The 23,223-nt window shown below is 70.8% G+C and carries 16 protein-coding genes; 11 read left to right on the top strand and 5 right to left on the bottom strand.

Features of this window, described 5'->3' with window-relative positions; genetic code table 11:
- Positions 1 to 104 precede the first annotated feature (104 nt).
- The gene (locus L3Q65_RS17135) at positions 105 to 656 is read left to right on the top strand and encodes a hypothetical protein (RefSeq protein WP_237600234.1); all 552 of its coding nucleotides are present in this window, start codon (positions 105 to 107) and stop codon (positions 654 to 656) included.
- Positions 657 to 1,233: 577 nt separating this feature from the next.
- On the opposite strand, the gene L3Q65_RS17130 is transcribed toward L3Q65_RS17135, so the two are convergent.
- Together L3Q65_RS17130 and L3Q65_RS17125 are read right to left on the bottom strand one after the other, a co-directional pair.
- Complete coding sequence (locus L3Q65_RS17130) at positions 1,234 to 2,118, bottom strand: serine protease (RefSeq protein ID WP_237600233.1); 885 nt, start codon at positions 2,116 to 2,118, stop codon at positions 1,234 to 1,236.
- 1,113 nt (positions 2,119 to 3,231) lie between these two features.
- Complete coding sequence (locus tag L3Q65_RS17125) at positions 3,232 to 3,711, bottom strand: hypothetical protein (RefSeq protein WP_237600232.1); 480 nt, start codon at positions 3,709 to 3,711, stop codon at positions 3,232 to 3,234.
- Between the two features lie 179 nt (positions 3,712 to 3,890).
- Between L3Q65_RS17125 and L3Q65_RS17120 the strand changes: the two genes are divergently transcribed.
- The 3 genes from L3Q65_RS17120 (at position 3,891) to L3Q65_RS17110 (ending at position 7,142) form a co-directional block, all read left to right on the top strand.
- Positions 3,891 to 4,562: a GntR family transcriptional regulator gene (locus tag L3Q65_RS17120; protein ID WP_237600231.1), complete on the top strand. Its 672-nt coding sequence runs from the start codon at positions 3,891 to 3,893 to the stop codon at positions 4,560 to 4,562.
- A 61-nt stretch (positions 4,563 to 4,623) separates the two neighbouring features.
- On the top strand, positions 4,624 to 6,036 hold the full coding sequence (locus tag L3Q65_RS17115) for an aldehyde dehydrogenase family protein (protein WP_237600230.1): 1,413 nt from the start codon (positions 4,624 to 4,626) through the stop codon (positions 6,034 to 6,036).
- Positions 6,037 to 6,059: 23 nt separating this feature from the next.
- A complete protein-coding gene (locus tag L3Q65_RS17110; protein WP_237600229.1) occupies positions 6,060 to 7,142 on the top strand; it encodes an alcohol dehydrogenase catalytic domain-containing protein in 1,083 nt (360 codons plus the stop codon).
- 25 nt (positions 7,143 to 7,167) lie between these two features.
- On the opposite strand, the gene L3Q65_RS17105 is transcribed toward L3Q65_RS17110, so the two are convergent.
- On the bottom strand, positions 7,168 to 9,483 hold the full coding sequence (locus L3Q65_RS17105; protein ID WP_237600228.1) for a pyruvate dehydrogenase: 2,316 nt from the start codon (positions 9,481 to 9,483) through the stop codon (positions 7,168 to 7,170).
- 133 nt (positions 9,484 to 9,616) lie between these two features.
- Between L3Q65_RS17105 and L3Q65_RS17100 the strand changes: the two genes are divergently transcribed.
- On the top strand, positions 9,617 to 10,096 hold the full coding sequence (locus L3Q65_RS17100) for an Lrp/AsnC family transcriptional regulator (RefSeq protein WP_182895960.1): 480 nt from the start codon (positions 9,617 to 9,619) through the stop codon (positions 10,094 to 10,096).
- Between the two features lie 3 nt (positions 10,097 to 10,099).
- On the opposite strand, the gene L3Q65_RS17095 is transcribed toward L3Q65_RS17100, so the two are convergent.
- A complete protein-coding gene (locus L3Q65_RS17095) occupies positions 10,100 to 10,393 on the bottom strand; it encodes a DUF3040 domain-containing protein (RefSeq protein ID WP_182895959.1) in 294 nt (97 codons plus the stop codon).
- Between the two features lie 152 nt (positions 10,394 to 10,545).
- Between L3Q65_RS17095 and L3Q65_RS17090 the strand changes: the two genes are divergently transcribed.
- The 5 genes from L3Q65_RS17090 (at position 10,546) to treZ (ending at position 19,765) form a co-directional block, all read left to right on the top strand.
- Positions 10,546 to 11,400 (top strand): TIGR03619 family F420-dependent LLM class oxidoreductase, encoded by an 855-nt coding sequence (locus L3Q65_RS17090; RefSeq protein ID WP_182895958.1) that lies wholly within the window; start codon positions 10,546 to 10,548, stop codon positions 11,398 to 11,400.
- 264 nt (positions 11,401 to 11,664) lie between these two features.
- The gene (gene malQ / locus L3Q65_RS17085) at positions 11,665 to 13,605 is read left to right on the top strand and encodes a 4-alpha-glucanotransferase (RefSeq protein ID WP_182895957.1); all 1,941 of its coding nucleotides are present in this window, start codon (positions 11,665 to 11,667) and stop codon (positions 13,603 to 13,605) included.
- Between the two features lie 54 nt (positions 13,606 to 13,659).
- Positions 13,660 to 15,786 (top strand): glycogen debranching protein GlgX, encoded by a 2,127-nt coding sequence (gene glgX, locus L3Q65_RS17080; RefSeq protein WP_182895956.1) that lies wholly within the window; start codon positions 13,660 to 13,662, stop codon positions 15,784 to 15,786.
- Positions 15,783 to 18,059 (top strand): malto-oligosyltrehalose synthase, encoded by a 2,277-nt coding sequence (treY, locus tag L3Q65_RS17075; protein WP_237600227.1) that lies wholly within the window; start codon positions 15,783 to 15,785, stop codon positions 18,057 to 18,059. The genes glgX (L3Q65_RS17080) and treY overlap by 4 nt, the downstream gene beginning before the upstream one ends.
- A complete protein-coding gene (gene treZ / locus L3Q65_RS17070) occupies positions 18,056 to 19,765 on the top strand; it encodes a malto-oligosyltrehalose trehalohydrolase (RefSeq protein ID WP_237600901.1) in 1,710 nt (569 codons plus the stop codon). The genes treY and treZ overlap by 4 nt, the downstream gene beginning before the upstream one ends.
- On the opposite strand, the gene L3Q65_RS17065 is transcribed toward treZ, so the two are convergent.
- Entirely contained in the window at positions 19,755 to 20,732 is a 978-nt protein-coding gene (locus L3Q65_RS17065) for a YafY family protein (RefSeq protein ID WP_237600226.1), read from the bottom strand. The two genes, treZ and L3Q65_RS17065, sit on opposite strands and share 11 nt — an antisense overlap.
- 178 nt (positions 20,733 to 20,910) lie before the next feature.
- On the opposite strand from L3Q65_RS17065, the gene glgX (L3Q65_RS17060) reads away from it, so the two are divergent.
- The gene (gene glgX / locus L3Q65_RS17060; protein WP_237600225.1) at positions 20,911 to 23,055 is read left to right on the top strand and encodes a glycogen debranching protein GlgX; all 2,145 of its coding nucleotides are present in this window, start codon (positions 20,911 to 20,913) and stop codon (positions 23,053 to 23,055) included.
- The last annotated feature ends 168 nt before the right edge of the window (positions 23,056 to 23,223 follow it).

The following is a 23,223-nucleotide window of genomic DNA, read 5'->3' as shown; positions in this document are numbered from 1 at the left end:
GCGGCCAGCGAGTTCCCCGGGGATTCCCGGGGAACTTTCCGTTTTCCGGACGGCCGCGTTTTCCGGTTTCGACCGGCGTCGCCGGGGCTGCTAGAATCGCGGGCATGGATGCCGCTTCCTGGCAGGGGCCGCCCAGGGAAGTCCTGGGGCAGATAGTGCCGATCCAGCAGTTCGTCGCCCGGACTGACCGCGTCGCGGCCGCGCTGCATTACGCGGTCGTTTTCCCGGAGGGCTGCCTGCTCGCTTTGCACCTGGCGATACGGCGAGGCTCGCTGGACGATCCGGCGTGGGAAAGCGTGGCCGGAAACGATTTCGACTACGTTTCCGGTCCTCAGCCGGGTGCCGGGGGCTTGAAAGTGGGCGTTCGCTTTCCCGGCGGTTCGAGGGCGACCACAGTCGAACACGCTTTTCCCGGCTGGGCTCATCCCACCGACCGGCCGGAGGGCCCGATGCTCGTCGAGGCCGGGGGCGACGCTGCGAGCAGCGACCAGTACTACGACCGCCATCAGCGGCTCTGGCTCTGGCCGCTCCCGCCGCCGGGCCCCTTCGAATTCGTCGCGGAGTGGCCGGACCTGGGCATCGACCTCACCTACGTCACCCTCGACGGAAACGCCGTCGTTCGCGCGGCAGAGCACGCAGTGCCGCTCTGGGGCTGACGACCGCGAGCATCGCCGACTGTCGCTGAGAAACCTCGCTTCGTGCCCGGGGCTGTCCGGACGCTGCCGGATGGTGCTTTCGGCGCTGGTCCACACCCCTGGCGGCGACGGCACTTGTCGCAGCGCGGGGAGTTCAGAGTGGCGCGGTTGATCGGCCGCCGAGCACGACCTCCGCACTGCCGGTTTCCGGCCTTCGCTGTCGAAGGCGGAAGCATGACCTGACGTGACCGTCGCGGTCCCCGGGCGGCTCTGGCGTCTCCCGTGGCAGGCGGCTCCGCCAAGACGAGCGTCGGGACACACACAGCCCTCTGCCCGGTGACGTGTCGGTACTGCTGTCCTCGAATAACTTCGCCGGGCTGCCTCGGGCCGGTGAGAGTCTGTTTTTCGTCCTCCCGAAGCACGACCGGGTGCCGAGGGTGCTTCCTGTTGCGGAATGCGCTGGCGGTCGGAACCGGACACGGCGGTGTCCCGCCGTTGCGGGGGGTCCGCGGAGAAGCAGTAGTTGCAGGGCTGGTTGTCGCGCAGTCGTGGAATCGCCGGTCACTCCGCCTGGTGAAAGGCTGCTCGCGGCGTTAGTTCACCTGATCGCCGAGTTGTAGAGCTGCGCGATGTCGTCGTCGAAGTAAGCGCTGTAGGAGACGTCCGGGGTGGCGCCGCCGGTTTGGTAGCCGCCGATCGTGCCGATGACGGTGCCGGTTCCGGTGGTCGGGTCCTGGTTGACGACCCAGGGGCCGCCGCTGGTGCCGTCGGGGAAGCCGGGGCAGGCGACGCGTTGCTGGTAGGTGTCGGACTGGGTCGTGGTGCCCGTGCAGACGACGGGTTGCTCGGTGCCGTCGGGGTAGCCGGTGAGGGTGATCGTGTGCGAGAAGCCTTGGTTGACGCCGAGCTGGTTGGCTCCGGTGAGGCTTTCGAGGCTCGCGGAGCCGGGCTGGGCGACCTTGAGGAACGCGAAGTCGAGGTCCTGGTCGGACGAGGATTTCCACCCGTCGGCGACGATCGCGGCGGTGACCTGCCAGGTGCCGTAGGGGGCGATGCCGTCGTGGTAGCCGGGTTTGAAAGTGATGCCGGAGACGTCGCCGCTGACGCAGTGCGCGGCGGTGAGGAGCAGGTCGCCGGCGGGGCTGTGCACCACGCTGGCGGAGCAGAAGTGGTTGCCGCCGGAGAACAACGCGCCGACCGCCGGGCTGGCCGTCGCGGCCGCCGGGGTGCTGGACGAGGTGTTCGTTCCGGTGCCGCGCGAAGCGTCGCCGGCCGAAACGGCGGGGGTGCTGCTGGAAGAGGTGCTCGTCCCGGTACCGCGGGCATCACCGCCGGTCGAAACGGCCGGGGTGCCCGCGCCGCTCGGCTGGACGGCCGGGCCGGCGACGTCAGCGGTGTCGACGACGGCGTTGGCGCCGCCGGTCGCGACGATCGCGGCCGCCGCGCAGACGATCAGCGCTGTCCGGGAAACGTTGACTCTCACGCTTCAAGATGACCACGCCGACGCCCGGCAGGCATCCCGTGCGGGCGGATGCACAGCAACCTCACAGCGCTCGCACATCGGCTCACAGCAGGGGGATTCGGGCTGCGGAGGCCGAGATTTTCCACCCTCGCGGGGGTGGGTGCGCGGGTGATCGGCGGGTTCGAGACCGGCCTTTCCGGTGCCTCGCATCGCCTCGGGGGCGGGGTGCCAGGAGGTGATGTTTGCCCTCCGCGTTGGGTCCGGGTGGTGGGCGCTGGGAGGTGATGTCTGTCGTTCTCGTCGGTGTCGGGGGCGGGGTGCCAGGAGGTGATGTTTGCCCTCCGCGTCGGTTCCGGGTGGTGGGCGCGGGGAGGCGATGTCTGTCGTTCCTGTCGGTGTCGGCGGCGGAGTGCCAGGAGGTGACGTCCGCCCCTCGCACAGGCACTGGGCAGGCGTGGCTGGCGAGTCTGGGGGATTGGTCGGTCAGGCGGACAGCAACGCAGGACGCGGCCGGGCTGGGCTCGGGGCCGTCCCCGTTCGCGGGCGTGACTGGCCAGCCCGGGGACTAGCCAGTCAGGGAGGCAGCTTGCGCGCCGCTGCGTGGCTGAGCAGCCTGCGGCCGTCCGTGTTCGCGGGCGTGACCGGCCAGCCTGGGGGACTGGCCGGTCACCTGCCTGCTGCGCAGGCAGCCCGCGGGACGCCGCCTGGCCGAGCCGCAGTCGTCCGCGTTTGCTGCGCCTCCGCGGCTAGCCTCGGAGAGTTGGCTCGGGAGCGCTTCTTGCGCGGCCCTCCCGAGTTGTCTCTCCGAGCCAAGCTCTGGCCGTCCGCGTTGGCGGGCAAGTGTTTGGCCGACACGGCCGCTTGCCGGACGAAGGCAGCGCTCACTGATCGGCGACGTCGCCGAGGCGGCCATGGCCAGTGTCAGGCCATGGCGTCCTCGGCGGGTGCCGTCTCCGGGGCAGAGCCGGCCTGTGTCGAGTCATCGAGGTGGTGCCGGCCCGGTCGTTGGCCACCGACCGGACCGGCACCAGACGGCCCGCCACTGCGATCCGCCGAAGTCGAGCGCCCTCGTCTACTGAGGCAACTGCGCCTCCGAGCCGAAGCGGGTCACTCGAGTGCCGCGGAGCGTCATCGTCACTCACCCGCCGGAGGGGTGTGGGTCACCAGCAGGGTGACGCCTGCTTCTCCGTCGCAGTCGACCATCACCGGGCCGACTCCGTTGCCGATCTTCGTCGTCAGTTTGGCTGTTGCCTTGAAGGCGTCCGGGTTCGCGTCGACGATCTTGACGTCCTTGAGGACCTGGTGGCCGGGGTAGCCGCCGATCACCTTTTTCAAGCCCTTTCCTCCGCCGCAGTTGCCGGTGATCGTGACGTCTCCGCCGGGGGCGGCGGGGTTCGGGTCGACCTTCACCGTCGCGCGGGCGCCCTCTGGGGGCTGTTCGGCGGCGGGCGGCTGGGCGGCAGCGGCAGCGACAGGTGCTGCGGCGGGAGCCGCTGGACGATCGCCGGTCGCTGCGGCCGCGACGCCGATCGTGCCGCCCGCGATGGCGGCTGCGGCGAGTGCCGTGCCTGCGACAAGGCGGCCACGGCGCAGGATCGAAGACTTGACTGACATTCGGTTTCCCTCCCTCGGTGTGTCCATTGAGGACACTTGCGGTTCACCCGTGCATGGGTTCGTCCGGGTAGTCGCCGCGACCCCCTCCCCAGGTTCTCTCCGGCGGGAAAAGTGACCGGCGTCACATCGGCGGAGAAAGGCTACGATAGCGGGAAATCCAACGCTGGCGGGGAGTTTTCGTGACAGTGGCCGGAGAAGCGCGCGAACGGCTGAGTCCTCGGGTCGCCAAGCAGGTGCGCGATCTGATCCTGACCGGCGCGGTCCGCGGCGGCGAGCGGCTGCGCACCGAGCATCTGGCGGAGCGGCTCGGCGTCAGCGCGACCCCGGTCCGCGAGGCGTTGATGGCGCTCGCGGGCGAGGGCATGGTGGATTTCCGTCCAGGGCGCGGATTCCGGGTGATCCCGGTGACGCGCCGGGACGTCGTCGACGTTTACGCGATGCAGGCCTACGTCTCCGGCGAACTGGCCGCGCGGGCGGCGGAAGCGTTCGATCCGGCGGGGCTGGCTCGGCTGGACGACCTCCAGCGCGAGATCGAGAAGACCGTGCGCGAGGGCGACCTCGACGCGACGGAGCGGGCCGATTTCGCGTTGCACCGCATGGTCAATCGCGCGGCGGCCGCGCCGAAGTTCACGTGGATGCTGTCGTTGACGCTCAGGTACGTGCCGTTCTCGGCGTACGCGGACATCCCGGGCTGGCCGCTGCTGGCGCGAGACGACCACGACCGGGTGCTTGCCGCGTTGAACGAGCGCAAGCCGGACGCGGCGCGGGAGGCGATGGCGGCGCACATCCGCGAGGCGGGGGACCTGCTGGTCGACTTCCTCGCGGCGCAGGGCGTGCTCGCGGCGCACTAGACAGCCGGAGCGTTTTCTATAGAATCCGGCGAGGGAGTGAACCTAGGTCGAAGGAGACTCGGTGGCTGAGCGCGACGTGCTGTACATCGGCGGCGAATGGGTCCGTTCGGAGGGCGAAGCCTCGATCCCGGTGGAAAATCCGGCCACCGAGCAGGTCCAGGCGCACATCCCGGAGGGCACGGCCGCTGATGTGGACCGGGCGGTCCGGGCGGCGCGCGAGGCGTTTCCGGCGTGGGCGGCCACCATCCGGGCGGACCGCCGCGAACTCCTGCGGAAGCTGCACGACGGTCTCGCCAAACGGGCGGAAGAGATCGGCGAGACGATCGCGAAGGACGTCGGCACGCCGTTGCGGATCGCGACCCGGATCCAGGCCGCGCTGCCGCAGACTGATGTGCAGACCTACGTCGATCTGCTCGGCCAGGACGAGCCTGAGGAGAAGGTCGGCAACTCGCTGATCGTGCGCGAGCCGGCGGGCGTGGTCGCGGCGATCACGCCGTGGAACTACCCGCTGCACCAGATCACCTGCAAGATCGCGCCCGCGCTGGCGGCGGGCTGCACGGTCGTGGTGAAGCCGAGCGAGGTCGCGCCGTTGAGCGCCTACCAGCTGTTCGACGCGATCCACGAGGCCGGTTTTCCGCCCGGCGTGGTCAATCTGGTCACCGGATACGGGCCGGAGGCCGGCGAGGCGCTGGCGACGCATCCGGAGGTCGACGTGGTGTCGTTCACCGGTTCGGTGCGCGCCGGGACGCGGGTCGCGGAGCTGGCGGCGCGCACGGTCAAGCGTGTCACGCTGGAGCTGGGCGGCAAGTCCGCCAACGTGATCCTCGGCGACGCGGACCTGGCGACCGCGGTCAAGGTCGGCGTCTCCAACGCGTTTCTCAACGGCGGCCAGACCTGCACGGCGTGGACGCGCATGCTCGTCCCGCGCGAGAAGCACGACGAAGCGGCGGCGCTCGCGAAGACGTTCGCCGAAGGGTTCACGACGGGCGATCCGCTGGACCCCAAGACCAAGCTCGGCCCGCTGGTGAGCGCGGCGCAGCGCGACCGCGTGCGCGGCTACATCGAAAAGGGCATCGCCGAGGGCGCGACTCTCGTGACGGGCGGCATCGAAGCTCCTGCGGACACAGGCTACTTCGTCGCACCGACAGTTTTCGCGGGCGTGGACCCGGATTCGACAATCGCCCAGGAGGAAATCTTCGGCCCGGTGCTGTCGATCATCCCGTTCGACGACGAGGACGACGCGCTCCGGATCGCCAACAACTCCCGCTACGGCCTGCACGGCGCGGTGTGGTCGGCCGACCAGGACCGGGCGCTCGCCTTCGCGCGCAAGGTCCGGACCGGGCAGATCGACGTGAACGGCGGGGCCTTCAACCCGCTGGCCCCGTTCGGCGGCTACAAGCAGTCCGGTCTCGGCCGCGAAATGGGCCGGGCCGCGCTCGACGAGTTCACCGAGCTCAAATCCATCCAGCTCTAGCACGATCCGAAGGAGAAGACACCGTGGTCAAAGCCGTGGTCGTGCGCGAGCAGGGCGGGCGTCCGGAAGTCTGCGACATCGTGCTGCCGCCGGTCGGGCCTGCCGACGTGCGGGTGCGGGTCGCGGCCGCCGGGGTGTGCCATTCCGATCTGTCCATGGTGGACGGAACGCTGCGTCCGCAGTACCCGTTCGTGCCGGGGCACGAGGCGTCCGGCGTCGTGGCGGAGGTCGGCAGCGAAGTGACGCACGTGCGCCCGGGGGACCGGGTGGTGCTCAACTGGGCCGCCGCGTGCCGGGAATGCTGGTTCTGCCGGGCCGGGGAACCGTGGTTGTGTTCGGCGATCGAGGGCGTCACCACGGTGCCGCGCGGAAAGCTGGACGGTCAGCCGCTCAACGTTTTGCTTGGCGTCGGCGGGTTCGCGGAGGAAACAGTGCTGCCCGGGCACTCCGTCGTACCGCTGCCGGACGGCGTGCCGCTCGATCTGGCCGCGTTGATGGGCTGCGCGGTGCTCACCGGGGTCGGCGCGGTGCGCAACACCGCGAAGGTCCGAAAAGGACAGAGCGTGCTCGTGCTCGGGCTCGGCGGGATCGGGTTGTGCGTGGTGCTCGGGGCGAAGCTCGCGGGCGCCGGGCAGATCGTCGCGGCCGACCTGTCGCCGGAGAAGGAAGCGCTCGCCCGCGCGGCCGGCGCGACGGATTTCCTGGTGAGCGACGACAAACTCGCCAAGCAGGTGCGCGGGCTCACCGAGGGGCGCGGCGCGGACCACGCCTTCGAATGCGTCGGCGCGGCGGCCACGATCCGCGCCGCGTGGAGTTCGGTGCGCCGCGGCGGGCACTGCACGGTGGTCGGGGTCGGGCGGAAGGACCAGCAGGTCGTGCTGAACCCGCTGGAAATCTTCCACTTCGCCCGCACGCTCACCAGCACCGTCTACGGCGCTTCCGATCCGGATCGCGACATCCCGGTGCTCGCCGACGAGGTCCGTTCGGGCGCGCTGGACCTGGAAACCCTGGTGACGCACCGGATTTCGCTCGACGAGACGGGCGAGGCGTTCGACCGGATGCGCCGCGGCGAGGGCGCCCGCTCGCTGATCCGGATCGGCGGCTGACGGGCCGATCCGGATCGGCCCGGGATCAGTCCGCCACGTCCAGCGCGGCCTGGATGATGCTGTCGGTGTCGATGCCGTGGTGCCGGTACACGCTCTCCAGATCGCCCGACTGCCCGAACCGCGTCACGCCCAGGTGCGCCGCCCGCACGCGGTGGACGTTCGCCAGGAACGCCAGCGTGTGCGGGTGCCCGTCCAGCACCGTCACCATCGGCGCGGACCGTTCGGACGGCAGCGCCGACTCCAGGATCCACGTGTCGGCCGTATCCTGCCCCGCCCGCGCTTGCCCGGCGCGGAACAGCAGGCCGGGGCTCGTCACGCACACGACGTCGGCGTGTTTGCCCAGCGCGTCGAGTCGGTCGGCGGCTTCCAGCGCCTCGGTGACCATCGCGCCCATCGCCACCAGCGTGACGTCCGGGCGCGCCACCGCGGCGGTGCGGATCGGGTACGCGCCAGCGACGACCTGGCGGCGGCGGCGTTCCCGCGCGGCCGGATCGGACGGCACCGCGGCCAGGCTCTGGTCCACGGGACGGGTCGACAGGCGCAGGTAAGCGGAGGTTCCGTCGGGACGGCCGAGCCGCGAAAGCGACGCGAGCAGGGTCCACTCGACGTCCAACGCGAACGCGGGTTCGTAAGTGATACATCCAGGCTGCTCCAGCCCGACCGACGGCGTGGTCACCGACTGGTGCGCGCCGCCCTCGGGCGCGAGCGTGACGCCGGACGGCGTACCGACCAAAATGGACTGCCCGCCGCCGTAGATGCCGAACGACCACGGTTCCAGCGCGCGCTCCACGAAGGGGTCGTAAAGCACCCCGATCGGCAGCAGCGGACGGCCCCAGCGCGACCACGTCGTGCCCAGTTCGCCGAGCGCGCTCACCAGGTTCACCTCGGCGATGCCCAGTTCCAGATGCTGTCCGCTGGGCCGTTCGCGCCAGTGCAGGATCGTTTCCGGGTCGTCGGCGAACCAGTCGACGCGTTCCTGCGGCGACCACACGCCGACCTTGTTGACCCAGCCGCCCAGGTTGGTGCTGGACGAGACGTCCGGGCACAGCGTCACCACGAGTTCCGCGGCCTCGGGTGCCTCGCGGGTCAGGTCGAGCAGCGCGCGGCCGAGCGCGGCCTGCGTGGTGGTGCGACCCGACGGCGTGCGGCCGATGTCGGACGGCAGGACCGGAACCGGTTGCAGCTCAACGGGTTCCCGTTCCAGACGGGCTGCGGTCGAAGCGCACAGCTGCGCGGCCGCGGAGCCCTCGGGGAACTTCTGCCACGGGTTGTCCGGCGAGATTCCGACGCGCTCGGCCAGCGAACCCAGCTGTTCGGCGGTCAGCAGCGACGAGTGGTTCTGCGGGTGCCCTTCGCTGGCGAGGCCGAATCCCTTGACGGTGTAAGCGAAAACGACGGTCGGCCGGTGGTCGTCGATGGCGTCGAAGGTGTCCAGCAGCGCGGACAGGTCATGGCCGCCGAGGTTGCGGATCGCGGCGTGCAGCGTCTCGTCGTCGAGGGTGTCCAGCAGCGGAGCCAGTTCCGGCGCCGTCAGGCGTTCGCGCAGCTGGGCCGGGGTACAGCGGAGCAGCCGCTGGTACTCCGGGTTCGGCATCTCGTCGATGCGCCGGCGCAGCGCCGCGCCGCCCGGCCGTTCGAACAGTTCCTGCAGCAGCCGGCCGTACTTCACGGTCAGCACCTGCCAGCCGGCCGCCTCGAACATGCCCTGCAGCCGGGTCGCGCCGATGTTCGGGACCACGCGGTCGAGCGACTGCCGGTTCAGGTCGACGATCCACACGACCTCGCCCAGTTCCGCCACGTTCGGGTCGAGGACGGCTTCCCAGCACGCGCCCTCGTCCAGTTCCGCGTCGCCGACCAGCGAGTACTGCCGTCCGGTGCCCGCGCCGCCGCCGTGCGATTCGACGTAACGCCGCGCCAGCGCGCCCCAGATCGGGGCGGTCGCGCCGATGCCGACCGAACCGGTGGAGTAGTCGACCTGGTCGGGATCCTTCGAACGCGACGGGTAGCTCTGCAGCCCGCCGAACTCGCGCAGCGTCGTCAGGTACTTCTCGTCGAGGTCGCCGAGCAGGTAGTTGATCGCGTGCAGCACGGGGGAGGCGTGCGGTTTGACCGAAACCCGGTCCTGCGCGCGCAGCCGGGCGAACCACAGCGCGGTCATGATCGACACCATCGAGGCGCTGGACGCCTGGTGCCCGCCGACCTTGAGCCCGGTCGGATTGGGCCGCACCCGGTTCGCGTGGTCGATGATCGCGGCCGACAGCCACAGCACCCGGTCCTGCACCTCGCGCAGGACGGTCACCGTGTCGTTGTCCGGAAGGCGTTCGGGGGCGGCGCTGCTCACGAAGGATCGGACCTTTCTTGGGCGGAAAGTTCAGGCCAGTCCAGCAGAGCTGGGTAGGGTGCACAACAAGCGCGTTCAACATTGCGCAGAACGCCCAAGCCGGCACCGCACGGTGCGGAGAGGATTGCGCAGCATGCCCAGCACTCAGCGGCTCGACGCCACCGACGCCCGGATCCTGCTCGCGCTCGGCCGCACCCCGCGCGCCACGGCGGTCGCGCTCGCCGACGAACTGGGCCTGTCCCGCAACACCGTGCAAAGCAGGCTCGCCCGGCTCGAACAGGGCGACGCGCTGCGCTCGGCCGAACACCGGATCGACCCGGCCGCGCTCGGCTACCCGCTCACCGCGTTCGTCACGGTGCAGGCCCGGCAGCGATTGCTGGACGAGGTCGGCCGCGCGCTCGCCGCGGTGCCGGAAGTGCTGCAGGTGCGCGGGTTGACCGGCGCGCAGGACCTTCTGGTGCACGTCGTGGCGACCGACGCGGACGACCTGTACCGGATCGCCGGGGAAATCCTGGAAATCCCCGGCGTCGAGCGCACCAACAACGCGCTCGTCATGCGCGAGATGGTGCCCTACCGGCTCACTCCGCTGCTCGAGCGCGCCGCGCGCCGCTGAGGGTCACGTCCGGTCGCCGGCCAAGGGCTCGCGGCGGCGCTGCAGCATGGTCCGGTGCGCCCAGACCAGCAGCGGCGCGGCGACCAGGCCCCACAGGAACCAGCCGGTGTCGCCCGCCATCAGGCCGAAGACGAGCATCATCGCGGCGGTGACCTCGGCGAGCACGAGGATCTTCTGCCATCGCCGGGTCTGCACCGGCGGCACGCCTTGGCTCAGCGTCGCGGCGAACACGGGGTCGCTCGCGGCGAGTTCCTCTTCGATCTTCCGCAGGGCGCTGCGGTCGCGATGGGGCAGCATGATCCCCTCCTCGGGCAGGACGGGCCGGTGATCGCTCAAGTACCAGTGGAGTACCCGGCCGGGGGCGCCGTCAAGCCCGGGTTTTCGCAGGAATAATCGCCCGTGCCCGCGGGTCGTTGCAAACTGAAACACGTTCTAATAACGTGCCGGGGGTGAGATACGGGATCGTGCTGTTCACCAGCGACCGGGGCATCTCCCCGGCGGCGGCCGCGCAGGCCGCGGAAGAGGCCGGCTTCGCGACGTTCTACGTGCCCGAGCACACGCACATCCCGATCCGGCGCGACGCCCCGCATCCGCGGACCGGCGACTCCTCGCTGCCGGACGACCGCTATCTGCGCACGCTCGATCCGTGGGTCGCGCTGGCCAGCGCGGTGCCGGTGACCTCGACGATCCGGCTGGCGACCGCGGTGGCGCTCCCGGTGGAAAGCGACCCGATCACGCTGGCCAAGACCGTCGCGACGCTGGACCACCTGTCCGGCGGCCGGGTCACGCTCGGCGTCGGGTTCGGCTGGAACACCGACGAACTCGCCGACCACGGCGTGCCCGGGAAGCGGCGGCGCACGGCGCTGCGCGAGTACCTCGAGGCGATGCGCGCGCTGTGGACCGAGGAAGAGGCGAGCTACGCGGGCGAGTTCGTCGAGTTCGGGCCGAGCTGGGCATGGCCGAAACCGGTGCAGCCCAAGGTGCCGGTGGTCGTCGGCGCGGGCGGCACGGAGCGCACGTTCCGCTGGATCGCGCGCCACGGCGACGGCTGGCTCACCACGCCCGCCGAAGGCGATATCACCGCGAAAGTCGCGCAGTTGCGCGAAATCTGGCGCGAGGAGGGCCGCGAGGGCGAGCCGGAGGTCATCGCGCTCGGCCCGCGCCCGGATCCGGAGGGGCTGGCCAAGCTCGACGAGGCGGGCGTGACCGAGGTCGTGTTCGGGTTGCCGGACCGTTCGGCGGGCGAGGTCGAAGCGTGGCTGGACCGGCTCGCCGGGAAGCTCGGGCAGCTGGCGGGAGCCTGACTGCGTCCATTTCGGACGGCGCTACCTCCTTGAGGGGGCAGCCGCGCGCTGAAAACGCGAATAGCGCCTGAACGGGTGAACTCGGCGGCCGCGCGTCATTCCCGGGGACGCCTTCCCTCTCGTTTCGTGTGGCGGTGACCGGCCGGCACGCCCCCCGACCGGCCGGTCACCGCTTCGCCCGTCTGCGGCGGCGGGGCGAATGGCGCCGCGGGGCGCCGCCCGGGACACTGGTCCGGTGCGCATTCCCGTCCCCCGGACCGAAACGTGACCCCCGGACTGGCCGAACTGGCCGCCGCCCATGGAGTCGCCACCCGCTACGAAAACGCCGACCAAGTCGAAGTACAGGTAGACCCCGACGTCGTAGTCGCCGTATTGGCGCAGTTAGACGTCGATGCCGGTAGTCCACAAGCAATTCGGCGAGAATTGGCCGCGGTGCGGGAAGCCGCCGCGGCGCACGTGCTGCCGCCGACAGTCGTGGTGCGCGCCGGGCAAGAACGCGAACTCGGCCAGACCGCGCGGGTCGAACTCGAAGACGGCACAACGCGTGACGTCGGCGCCACACTTCCGGCTGACCTTCCGCTCGGCTGGCACCGGATCGTGACCGCTGAGCAACGGGTTTCGCTCGCCGTCGTCCCGGACCGGCTGCCCGCGGTGCCGCCCGCGTGGGGCTGGATGCTCCAGCTTTACGCGCTGCATTCCGAGCGGTCGTGGGGGATGGGCGACTTCGGCGATCTCGCCGAGGTGGCGTCCCGGTCGGCCGCCGAACTGGGCGCGGGCGTGCTGCTCGTCAACCCGGTGCAAGCGATCAGCCCGGCGCATCCGGTGGAGCGGTCGCCGTACTCGCCGTCCAGCCGCCGGTTCGCGAACCCGCTGTACCTGCGGGTAACCGACACCGAAGCGTTCGCCCGCGCCGACGAGGACACCCGGCGGCGGGTGGAAGCGCTCGCTCCGGATCCGGTCGGCGAGCTGATCGACTACGACGCCGTGTGGACCGCGAAACGGGCCGCGCTGGAACTGCTGCGCCCGCACCATCCGCATCCGATCGAACTGGACGACGACCTTCGCGATTTCGCCGCGTTCGGCGCGCTCGCCGAGGTGCACGGCGGCGATTGGCGCGAGTGGCCCGAGCCGTTGCGCGATCCCGGCAGTGCCGAGGTGGCCGCCGCGCGCGAGGAACTGGCCGAGCGGATCGAATTCCACGGCTGGCTCCAGCAGCTTTGTCACGAACAGCTGGATAGCGTCCGCCGCGCCGCGCGCGAAGCGGGCATGCCGGTCGGTGTCGTGCACGATCTGCCGGTCGGCGTGCATCCCGGCGGCGCGGACACCTGGGCGCTGCGGGACGTTTTCGCCGCGCGGGTGCGGGTCGGCGCGCCGCCGGACGCGTTCAACCAGCAGGGCCAGGACTGGAATCTGCCGCCGTGGCGGCCGGATCGGCTCGCCGAAGCCGGGTACGCGCCGTTCCGCGACGTCGTGCGCGGCGTGTTGCGGCACGCCGACGGCATCCGCGTGGATCACGTCGCCGGGATGTGGCGGCTGTGGTGGATCCCGCCGGGCGAACCGGCGGGCCGCGGCACGTACGTGCACTACGACGCCGAAGCGATGCTCGGCGTGCTCGCACTGGAAGCGCACCGAGCGGGCGCGGTCGTGGTGGGGGAGGACCTCGGCACCGTCGAGGACACCGTCACCGAAACCATGCACGAACGCGGCCTGCTCAGCTCCGCGGTGCTGTGGTTCCAGCGCGACTGGGACGCGCCCGGCAAGCCGTTCGTCCGCCCGGACCGCTGGGACCCGGACGCGATGGCCAGCATTTCGACGCACGACCTGCCGACCGTGTCCGGCTGGCTCGAGGCCGAGCACGTCCGGGTCCGCGCCGAACTCGGCCAGCTCGACCGTCCGGTGGAGCAGGAGCACGCCGAGGCGGCGGCCGAACGCCGGGCACTGCTCGAACTGGTTGCGAGCGAAGGAATTCCGGACGACGACTTGGTGGTCGCCCTGCACACTCTGCTCGCTTCGGCGGCGTCGCGGCTGGTGCTCACCTCGCCGGCGGACGTCGCGGGCGAACGGCGCCAGCCGAATCTGCCGGGCACCGTGGATGAGTACCCTAACTGGCGCATCCCGCTTCCCGTCACTGTGGACGGGTTCTTCGCCGATCCGCGGGTGCGGGCGGCGGTCGCCCCGCTCGCCGCGGCCCGCCCGCTCCGCTGACCCACCCGAAAAGCCTGTCCGGACAACGAAAACCGATGCCCAAGGAGAAGCCCTGTGCGGCCCTGGCCCGGAAAGCCCTACCCGCTCGGCGCGACCTACGACGGCGTGGGGACGAACTTCGCGCTGTTCTCCGAGGTCGCCGAGCACGTCGATCTCTGCCTGTTCGACGACGAGGGCAACGAAACCCGCTCGCGGCTGGAGGAGGTCGACGGCTTCGTCCACCACGGCTACCTGCTCGGCGTCGGCCCCGGGCAGCGCTACGGATTCCGCGTGCACGGGCCGTACGACCCGAGCCGCGGCCAGCGCTGCAACCCGGGCAAGCTGCTGATCGACCCGTACGCCAAGGCGCTGTCCCGCGGCGTCGACTGGTCCGAGGCGCTGTTCAGCTACCGCTTCGACGACCCGGACCAGTTCAACGAGGACGATTCGGCGGGCCACGTGCCGTATTCGCTCGTGGTGAGCCCGTTCTTCGACTGGGCCAACGACCGCGCGCCGCGCGTGCCGTACCACGAAACGGTCATCTACGAGACGCACGTGCGCGGCATGACGATGACGCACCCGTTCGTCCCGGAGCGGCTGCGCGGCACGTACGCCGGGCTGGCGCACCCGGCCGTGGTCGAGCACCTGCAGAAACTCGGCGTGACCACGGTGGAGCTGATGCCGGTGCACCAGTTCGTCACCGACCACGGCCTCGACGAGAAGGGTCTGCGCAACTACTGGGGTTACAACACGATCGGGTACTTCGCGCCGCATGACGCCTACGCCGCGATGCAGGGCCAGGGCGGGCAGGTGCAGGAGTTCAAGGGCATGGTCCGCGCCCTGCACGAGGCGGGGATCGAGGTGATCCTCGACGTGGTTTACAACCACACCGCCGAGGGCAACCACCTCGGCCCGACGCTGTCCATGCGCGGCATCGACAACGAGGCGTACTACCGCCTGGTCGAGGACGATCCGCAGTACTACATGGACTACACCGGCACCGGGAACTCGCTCAACGTGCGCAGCCCGCACACGCTGCAGCTGATCATGGATTCGCTGCGGTACTGGGTGACCGAGATGCACGTGGACGGCTTCCGGTTCGACCTCGCCTCCGCGCTGGCCCGCGAGTTCTACGACGTCGACCGGCTCTCGACGTTCTTCGACCTCGTGCAGCAGGACCCGATCGTGAGCCAGGTGAAGCTGATCGCCGAACCGTGGGACGTCGGGCCGGGCGGCTACCAGGTCGGCAACTTCCCTCCGCTGTGGACGGAATGGAACGGGCAGTACCGCGACACGGTGCGCGATTTCTGGCGCGGCGAACCGTCCACCCTCGGCGAGTTCGCTTCGCGGATCACCGGGTCGTCGGACCTGTACCAGGACGACGGCCGCCGCCCGTTCGCGTCGATCAACTTCGTCACCGCGCACGACGGGTTCACGCTCGCCGACCTGGTGTCGTACAACGAAAAGCACAATGAGGCCAACGGCGAGGACAACCGCGACGGCGCGGACGACAACCGGTCGTGGAACTGCGGAGTCGAGGGCCCGACCGACGACGAAGAGGTGCTCGCGCTGCGCGCCCGGCAGCGGCGGAACCTGCTCGCCACGCTGCTGCTGTCGCAGGGCGTGCCGATGCTGCTGCACGGCGACGAACTCGGCCGGACCCAGCAGGGCAACAACAACGCGTACTGCCAGGACACCGAACTGTCCTGGATGGACTGGGAACTCGCCGCCGAGAACGCCGGCCTGATCGAGTTCACCGGCGCGCTCGCCGCGTTCCGCAAGGCGCATCCGGTGTTCCGCCGCCGCCGGTTCTTCCAGGGAAAGCCGGTGCGCAAGGGCGAGGAGCTGGGCGACATCGCCTGGTTCACCCCGGCCGGCGAGGAGATGACCGAGCAGAACTGGGACGACGCGTTCGGCAAGTCCGTCGTGATTTTCCTGAACGGGGAAGGGATTCCGGACCTCGACCCGCGCGGGATGCCGGTCGAGGACGATTCGTTCCTGCTCGCGTTCAACGCGCACTGGGAGGACATCGCGATGACCCTGCCGGGCAACGGCTACGGTCGCGAATGGACAGTCGTGGTGGACACGGAAACCGGGGCTGTCGGGCACAGCGATGTCGAGCCGGTCGAAGGCGGGGGCAAGTTCACCCTCGCCGCGCGTTCGCTGGTGGTTCTTCAGCGCACCGCCAAGGAGGGCGAATGAGCACGCCGTCCTCGACGTACCGCGTACAGCTGCGGCCAGAGTTCGGTTTCGCTGACGCCGCCGCGATCGTGGAGTATTTGCGCGAGCTGGGCGTCGGCGCGTTGTACGGCTCGCCGATGCTCGACGCGACGCCCGGGTCCACGCATGGTTACGACGTCACCGATCCGACGCGCGCCCGGGGCGAACTGGGCGGCGAGGAAGCGCGAAAGGCGTTGGCCGCGCGGCTGAAAGGAGCCGGGCTCGGGTTCGTCGTGGACATCGTGCCGAACCACATGTCGGTCGAAGTCCCGAAGGCGAACCAGTGGTGGTGGGACGTTCTCCGGAACGGCCAGGATTCGCCGTACGCGCCGTTTTTCGACATCGACTGGAGTCGCGGCCGGGTGCTGCTGCCGATCCTGGGCGACGACAACGACGAGCTGACTGTCGAGGGAGACGAACTCGTCTACTACGACCACCGGTTCCCGATCGCGCCCGGCACCGGCGGCGGCACGCCGCGAGAGGTGCACGCGCGTCAGCATTACGAGCTGGTCGGCTGGCGGCGCGGCAACCGGGAGCTGAACTACCGGCGGTTCTTCGACATCACGAACCTGGCCGCGGTCACCGTCGAACGGCCGGAGGTGTTCGCCGAGACCCACGGTGAGGTGCTGCGCTGGGTGTCCGACGGCGACGTCACCGGCCTGCGCGTGGACCATCCCGACGGGCTCGCCGACCCGGGCGGCTACTTCCGGCGGCTCCGCGAGGGCGCGCCCGGGGCGTGGCTGGTGGCGGAGAAGATCCTGCACCCCGGCGAGGCGCTGCCGCAGAGCTGGCCGGTCGACGGGACCACCGGATACGACGCGCTGCGCGAGATCACCGGCGTGTTCGTGGACCCGGCGGCGGCGTCGGTGTTCACCCGGCTCGCCGCCGAACAGGGCGTGCGCACCGACTATCACGCGGTCGAGGAGAACGCGCGGAGGCTGGTGACCGACGGGATCCTGGTCGCCGAGGTGCACCGGATCGCCGCGCTGCTCCACGGCGTGGACGCGGACGCGGCCCGCGCTGCGGTCGCCGAGGTGATGATCGCGTTCCCGGTCTACCGTTCGTACCTTCCCGAGGGTTCCGGCCACTGGGCGACCGCCGTCGCGCGCGCACGCAAGCGGCGGCCGGAACTGGCCCCCGCGCTCGACGCGCTCGACAGCCAGGTGCGCGGCGCGCCCGAGGGCGAGCTGGCGACGCGGATCCAGCAGACGTCCGGCATGGTCGTCGCGAAGGGCACCGAGGACACGACCTTCTACCGGTTCACCCGGTTCGCCGCGCTGAACGAGGTCGGCGGAAACCCGGACCGGTTCGGCTTGAGCACCGGGGAATTCCACACGCTGGCCGCGGGCCGGGCTGCCGCGGCTCCGGCCACGATGACCACGCTGACCACTCACGACACGAAGCGCTCCGAGGACACCCGCGCGCGGATGGCCGCGCTGTCGGAGGTCGCGGACGAGTTCGCGGTCGCGGTACGGCGGTGGACCGCCGCGCGCGGGATCGACGAGCCCGCGCTGAATCTCCTTGCGTGGCAGACGCTTGTGGGCGCGTGGCCGATCTCGCCGGAACGGCTGCGCGACTACCTCGACAAAGCCGCGAAGGAAGCGAAACTCCGCACCTCCTGGACGGACCACGACGAGGACTTCGAGCGAGCCGTCGCCGAGTGGCCGTCCGCGGTGCTGGGCGACGCGGAGCTTACGGCGGATGTCGAGTGCTTCGTCAAGCGGGTGCGCGGCGCGGGCTGGGCGAACTCGCTGGGACAGAAACTGATCCAGCTGGCCGGACCCGGCGTGCCGGACGTTTACCAGGGCACCGAGCTGTGGGACTACTCGCTGGTCGATCCGGACAACCGCCGCGCGGTCGACTACGCCGCCCGGCGCTCCCTGCTCGAACGCGTCCAGGCGGGCGAACAGCCGGAGATCGACGATACCGGCGCGGCGAAGCTGCTGGTGGTGCACCACGCGCTGACCCTGCGCCGGGACCGGCCGGAGCTCTTCACCGGATACCGGCCGCTGCAGGCGGAAGGCGTTGCCGCGGAACACCTTCTGGCCTTCGAACGCGGCACTGGCCTGACCGTCGCGGTCACGCGGCTGCCGCTGGGACTGGAGCGCGCGGGCGGCTGGCGCGACACCGTGCTGCCGCTGCGCGCCGGCGAATGGACCGACGTGCTGACCGGCCGCGGGATCGGTGACGCACCGCAGGCTTCGGCGTTGTTCGACCAGTATCCAGTCGCGCTTCTGGTGCGGGAGGACTCCTGATGTTCCGCGTATGGGCACCTTCGGCCGAGCGCGTCCGCGTCCGCGTGGACGGTGCCGACCACGAGATGACCGCCGCCGCCGACGGCTGGTGGCAGGCCGACGTCACCGGCGCCGACTACACCTTCCTGCTCGGCGACGACGACCGTCCGCTGCCGGACCCGCGCTCGCTGCGCCAGCCGAACGGCGTGCACGAAGCGTCGCGCGTCTACGACCATTCCGCCTTCGAGTGGACCGACCAGTCGTGGACCGGACGGCAGCTGCCCGGCGGCGTGGTCTACGAACTGCACGTCGGCACCTTCACCGAGGCAGGCACGTTCGACGCGGTCATCGAACGGCTCGGGCACCTGGTCGACCTCGGCGTCACGCACGTCGAACTGCTGCCGGTGAACTCCTTCGACGGCACCGCGGGCTGGGGCTACGACGGCGTCCTGTGGGGCGCGGCGCACGAGCCGTACGGCGGTCCCGACGGGCTGAAACGCCTGGTCGACGCGTGTCACGCCCGCGGGCTCGCGGTGCTGCTCGACGTCGTCTACAACCACCTCGGCCCGTCCGGCGCCTACCTCGACCGGTTCGGCCCGTACTTCGCCGGCCGCACCGACTGGGGCGCCGGGCTCAACCTCGACGGCCCCGGTTCCGACGAAGTCCGCCGCTACGTCATCGACAACGCGCTGGGCTGGCTGCGCGACTTCCACTTCGACGGCCTCCGCCTGGACGCGGTGCACGCGCTGGTCGACAAGCGCGCCGTGCACCTGCTGGAGGAACTCTCCGCCGAGGTCGACGCGCTGTCGGCGGCCCTGAACCGCCCGCTGACGCTGATCGCCGAGTCCGACCAGAACGACCCCAAGCTCGTCACGACCCGTGACGCCGGCGGCTACGGCCTGCACGCGCAGTGGTCCGACGACCTGCACCACGCGCTGCACGTCCGGCTCACCGGCGAAACCACCGGCTACTACACCGATTTCGCCGAGCCCGGCGCGCTGGCCAAAACCCTGCGGGAGGCGTTCTTCCACGCCGGGACCTGGTCGTCGTTCCGCTCGCGCGTCCACGGCCGCCCGCTGGACCGGCGCGCCGCCCCCGGCCACCGGTTCCTGGCCTACTTGCAGGACCACGACCAGATCGGCAACCGCGCGACCGGCGACCGGCTGTCCGCGACCGTTTCGCCCGGCCTGCTGGCCTGCGGCGCGGCGGTGGTGTTCTGCTCGCCGTTCACGCCGATGCTGTTCATGGGGGAGGAGTGGGCCGCCGAGACGCCGTGGCAGTTCTTCGCGTCGTTCCCGGACCCGGAACTGGCCGAGGCCGTCCGGACCGGCAGGCGCCGCGAGTTCGCCCGGCACGGCTGGGGCGAAACGGACGTCCCGGACCCGATGGACCCGGCCACCGTCGCCCGCTCGCGGCTCGACTGGACCGAACCGGGCACACCGGGCCACCGCGAGATCCTCGGCCTGTACCGGACGCTGATCCGTCTCCGCCGCACGCATCCGGAGCTGACCGATCCGCGGCTGGACCGGGTCGTGGTGGAGACCGCTCCGGACGACGCGTGGCTGATCCTGCACCGGGGCGCTCTGCGGCTGGCGTGCAACTTCGGGGCGAAGCCGGTCGAGCTTCCGGTGGCGGGGGAGGTGCTGGCTTCGTGGGGCAACCCCGAGGCCGGCTCCACCGGGACGGTGCTGCCCGCGGAGTCGTTCGTCCTGGTCGCTACCCGCTGACCTCGGGGTACTGGCGGAGCATCGCCGTCAACGCCTCCGCCAGCCGGTCCCGAAGCTCTTGCGGCGCAACCACCTCCGCCAACGGGCCGAGCCGCAGCAGATCATGCACGGCTTGGTCCGGCTGCTCGACCGGAACGACCACCCGAGTCCATCCGTCCGCCTCGGCAACACCACCCGCGGCCGCGCGGGCCACGGCCGGTTCGGCGAGCTGCGGCAAAAGCCGCATCCCCTCCGGAGACAGCCGCAGTACCGCCTCGCCCCGGTGCCGCCGGGCGTCGAAGTCGTCGAGATAGTCCGACCAGCAGCGGCCCAGGTCGAAGTCGTCGGCCCGATCGAAGGTCTCGTCCAGCAGCGCCGCCTCGACGATCCGCGCCACCCGGTAGGTCCGGAACTCCCCGGAACGCCGGGCGACCAGGTACCAGTGACCGGCCTTGAGCACCACGCCGTACGGCTCGACGGTCCGGGCGACTTCGCGGGGCGCGGCCCAGCGCTGGTACCGGATCCGGACACGGCGCTGCTGCCACACCGCGTCCGAGACTGCCGGCAGCTGCGGCGTGGCTTCTGCGCCGTGGTACCAGGACGCCGCGTCCAGGTGGAACCGCTCGCGGACCCGGTCGGCGTGGGATCGCAGTTCGGCCGGGAGCGCGGCCAGCAGTTTGCGCTCCGTGTTCGCGACGACCGGTCCGAGGCCCAGTCCGGAGGCCGCGACGGGCAGGCCGGCGAGGAAGAGCGCCTCGGCTTCCTGCCTGGTCAGGCCGGTCAGCTGGGTGCGGTACCCGTCGACCAGCCGGTACCCGCCGTCGTGCCCGGGCTCGCCGTACACCGGGATCCCGGCGGCGCTCAGCGCCTCGATGTCGCGGTAGACAGTGCGCGGCGAGACCTCCAGCCGGGCGGCCAGTTCGTCGGCGGTCCTCGGCTGGCGGGCCTGCAGCAACAACAGAATCGAGACGAGCCGGCTCGCGCGCATGAGGGCCAGCATGCCGGGGTCCGCTGACAAAACCTGTCAGGAATCCCCGGGCCGGAGGGCACGCCCGGCCCGCGACCCCTACTGGCATCGCCATCGGTCCAGGTCATCACCCCTGCTCCGGGCAAGTTCAGCCAAGCGCCGGAGCCCGCGCCCGCCCCGGGTTTGAAAAGATCGGCGCATGGCACAGCGACCCGCATCCGACAACCAGGTCCTCGCCGGACGTCCGTTCCCGCTCGGCGCCCACCCGGAGGCGGGCGGCGTCCGGTTCGCGGTGACGTCCGCCGTCGCCGACGCGGTCGAGGTGTGCCTCATCGGCGACGACGGTTCCGAACGGCGGATCGAACTGACTGAACGCACGTTCGGCGTCTGGCACGGCCTCGTCCCGGGCGTCACGGTCGGTCAGCACTACGGCTACCGCGTGCACGGTCCGTACGACCCGGCGCACGGTTACCGCTGCAATCCGGCCAAGCTCCTCGTCGACCCGTATGCGCGCCGGATCGACGGCAAGCTCGCCAGCCTGCACGCCGCACAGGGCTTCACTGGCGACCCCGAGCGCGGTCCGATGTCCACTGTGGACTCGCTGGGGGCAGTGCCGCTGTCGGTCGTCACCTCGCCGGGCGGGCAGGACACCGGGGTCAAGCCGGAAGTGCCGTTCGAGGAATCGGTGATCTGCGAACTGCACGTGAAGGGGTTCACCCAGCAGCATCCGTTCATCCCGGAGGCGCTCCGGGGCACGTACCTCGGCCTCGCGCATCCGGTGGCGATCGAGCACCTGACCCGGCTCGGCGTGACGACCGTCGAACTGCTGCCGGTGCACGCGTTCGCCGACGAGCCCGCGCTGATTCGCTCGGGACGGCACAACTACTGGGGCTACTCGCCGCTGGGCTACTTCGCGCCGCACGCCGGGTACGCGAGCGAGCCGGGCCGCGAGGTCGAGGAATTCCGGACGATGGTGGCGGCCCTGCACGCGGCGGGCATCGAGGTGCTGCTCGACGTCGTCTTCAACCACACCTGCGAAGGCGGCCCGGACGGTCCGACGCTCTCGCTGCGCGGCCTCGACGCCCCGGCGTACTACCTGCACACCCGCCGCGGCCACATGGCCGACCTCACCGGCTGCGGCAACACTCTCGACGCCGGTTCGCCCACGGTCGTCCGGCTGGTCACCGATTCGCTGCGGTACTGGACGCAGGAGATGGGCGTCGACGGGTTCCGCTTCGACCTGGCGAGCACGCTCGGCCGTCCGCGCGGCGAGATGTTCAACCGCGAGTCGACGATGCTCACCGCGATCACCACCGACCCGGTGCTGTCCCGCTGCAAGCTGATCGCCGAACCGTGGGACGCGACCGGCGAGGGTTACCGCGTCGGCGACTTCGGCGCGCAGTGGGCCGAATGGAACGGCCGCTACCGCGACACTGTGCGCGATTTCTGGCGCGGCGCGACCGGCGTGCGGGACCTCGCGTACCGGCTGTCCGGCTCGTCCGATCTGTACGACCACAACCTGCGCCGCCCGTGGCAGTCGATCAACTTCGTCACCGCGCACGACGGCTTCACGCTGCGGGACCTGGTGTCCTACAACGAAAAGCACAATGAGGCCAACGGCGAGGACAACCGCGACGGCACGAACGACAACCGCTCGTGGAACCACGGCGCGGAGGGCGAGACCGACGACGCGGGGATCGTCGCGCTGCGCACCCGCCAGGCGCGCAACCTGTTCGCGACGCTGCTGCTGTCCACCGGCACGCCGATGTTCACCGCGGGCGACGAGATGTGGCGGACCCAGCACGGCAACAACAACGCCTATTGCCTCGACGACGAAACGTCGTGGGTCGACTGGACCCCGACCGAGGCCTCGGAGCCGATGCTCGACTTCGCCCGCCGCGTGGTCCGGCTGCGCGCGCACAGCCCGGCACTGCGGCAGCCCGAGTTCTTCGAGGGCCGCACCACGGTCACCGGCAAGCCGGACCTCGTCTGGTTCCGCCCGGACGGCGAGGAATTCGACGAGATCGACTGGTTCGACGAGGACCGCCGCACGCTCTGCATGTGGATCGACGGGTCGAACAGCCAGGCGCGCAACCGCGAGGGCGCGCTCGTCACCGACCACTCGTGGCTGCTGGTGCTGCACGCGGGAGCGGAGCCGGCGGAGATCGTGCTGCCCGGCCCGGAGTACGGCGAGACTTTCAAGCCCACTTTGGACACCAGCACCGCCGACGGCACCCCGGCCAACCCCGGCGTGCTGGAGCCGAAGGCGCGGATCACCGTCGAGGCGCGGTCGCTGCTGTTGCTGCGCGCGCCGCGCGACACGGTGGAGATCCCGCAGCTGTAAGGAGACACCGAGTCCGAGAAGTCCGGGCGATCCCCGTGATTGTCCGGGGCGCCATGGGGCATCCTGACTGGAGTCCGCCGCCGCCGAGAAAGCTTCACCAGGACATCCGCACCGATACTCGCCGGTAATCACCGGAACGCGCCGCCGATTGTTAACGCAATTCGGCGG

Source organism: Amycolatopsis sp. FU40 (genome assembly GCF_021903635.1).
GTDB lineage: Bacteria > Actinomycetota > Actinomycetes > Mycobacteriales > Pseudonocardiaceae > Amycolatopsis > Amycolatopsis dendrobii.
Note: the sequence above shows the minus strand (reverse complement) of the source record. Positions and strands in the feature narration are given on the sequence as shown.